The following is a 1,863-nucleotide window of genomic DNA, read 5'->3' on the forward strand; positions in this document are numbered from 1 at the left end:
GGGAGGGGTACTGCTCCGGCAACAACATCCCGGAGTACGCCCGCGAGCTCCACGCGGAGGACCCGGTCGACACGAGCCTCCCGATCGAGGACCCGGACTTCTCCGCGGTCGACGTGTTCGAGGCGGCCGGCGAGGACACCTTCGCCGACCACGTGATCGACCAGGTCGCCCACTGGAACGCCATGGGGATCGCCAACGTCATCCACGCGTACGCCCCGCTCGTCGTGAGCGTCGGCGGCGCGGTCGCGCTCAACAACCCCGACCGCGTCCTCGACCCGATCCGCGAGAAGCTCCCGGAGATGGTGTTCATCAACGTCCCCGAGGTGCGGCTCACCGACCTCGGCGACGACGTCGTGGTGAAAGGCGCCCTCGCGAGCGCGCTGACGGGCGGCACCGGCGACCGCTCGCGGGTCGAGAACGCGCCCTGACGGAAGGCCGAAACGAGACCGTTTCTGGCCCTACTGCTCGAACTCGTCGAGCTCCGGCTTAACGTCCGCGCCCACCGCGTCGCGCGTGTCGAGGTACGCGTCGCGGTACCGCCAGATCTTCCTGAGGAGGACGTACCCGAACGCGCCCTGGAAGACGACGACGAAGCCGAACAGCGCGAGGATCTGTGGGACGCCGAACAGCCCCGAGGCGATCCCGGTCACCGGGCCGACGAGCGTGTTGTATAGCGCGTGGATCGCCGCCGCGAGGACGAGTCCCTTGACGATGATCGGCCCGCGGTTCTCGGGGTTGAACTTCGCGAGCCCGAGGTAGTACCCCGCGAACGCCGAGTAGACGACGTGTCCCGGTCCCGCGAGCGCGCGGAGGGCCGCGATGCCGTCACCCGCTCCGAGCGCCGCGACGCTGAGCGTCAGTTCCGCCATGTCGACGTTCTGCGCGATGTACACGAAGTTCTCGATGACGACGAAGCCGAGCCCCGCGATGGCGCCGTAGACGGCGCCGTCGATGACGGCGTCGAAGCGGTCGTCGGTGTACGCGTACAGCCGCACCGCGAGCAGCTTCACCGACTCCTCTATCGGGCCGACGACGACGAAAAAGAAGAGGACGAGCCCGAGGAAGCCCAGCTGCCCGAAGTACGGCTGGAGGACGCTGTTGAGTATCGCCGCGAACGTCGCGGTGAGGATCGAGAGCAGGAACGTGGCGACGAGCAGCGACAGCGGCTCGGCCGTCGTGACGTCGGAGCGGTACACGTACGCGGCCAGCCCGAGCGCGGGAACGGCGGAGAGGCCGAGGAGCATCGCGATGCCCAAGTTGAAGATGAGACCCAGTCCGAACGAGCCGAGGATCGCGAGGAGCCCGACGAAGGCGACGAAGACGACGCCCGCCTTCGCCGAACGGGTGAGGAGCCAGTACAGCGCGACGGAGAGGCCGTCGAGCGAGGTCCGCTCCTCCCACGTCGCGACGTCGTAGAGGTCGCGGTCGTCGTCGGCCCGGGACGCGATCGGGTCCTCTTCTGATGGCATGCGAGTCGGTTGCCCCCACGGCGACTTAACCGTCGGTGTCGGCGGAAAGCTCGCGACGCGGAACCGGTCGGAACCGGGAACGCGCGGCCCCGTCCGGCGCGGCGGAACGTCCCGGCCGACAGGATTGAAACGGCGGCGCCCGAAGGGCGGGTATGCACTTCGATCCACGGGTCCAGCGCGCCCTTCGCGAGGCCGGACTGGACGCGGACGCCGTCGCCGAGGCCTCGGACCGCGTCGCCGAACTCGTCGCGCGGGACGCCGACCGGCTCCGGGCGTTCTTCAACGCGGACGGTCCCTACTACTCGGACATGGAGATGGCTCACAGCGCGTCGGAGACGCAGGAGCACCCGACCGCCGACGCGCTGTGAGCCATCTCCATGTCCGAGTAGTAGGG

General features: G+C 69.1%; 2 protein-coding genes and 1 pseudogene. 2 read left to right on the plus strand and 1 reads right to left on the minus strand.

Going from position 1 to position 1,863, the window contains the following annotated elements; all coding sequences use genetic code 11:
* On the plus strand, positions 1-428 hold a 428-nt coding region (locus B9G38_RS16800; RefSeq protein WP_143415603.1), incomplete at its 5' end, for an ROK family protein.
* A 30-nt stretch (positions 429-458) separates the two neighbouring features.
* Here B9G38_RS16800 and B9G38_RS16805 read toward each other — a convergent pair.
* Positions 459-1,469: a PrsW family intramembrane metalloprotease gene (locus tag B9G38_RS16805; protein WP_086221130.1), complete on the minus strand. Its 1,011-nt coding sequence runs from the start codon at positions 1,467-1,469 to the stop codon at positions 459-461.
* A gap of 152 nt (positions 1,470-1,621) precedes the next feature.
* On the opposite strand from B9G38_RS16805, the pseudogene B9G38_RS16810 reads away from it, so the two are divergent.
* Positions 1,622-1,828 (plus strand): annotated as a pseudogene (locus B9G38_RS16810) (hypothetical protein); the annotation flags it as partial.
* Positions 1,829-1,863: the final 35 nt, after the last annotated feature.

The sequence above is a fragment of the Halorubrum sp. SD612 genome (assembly GCF_002135005.1).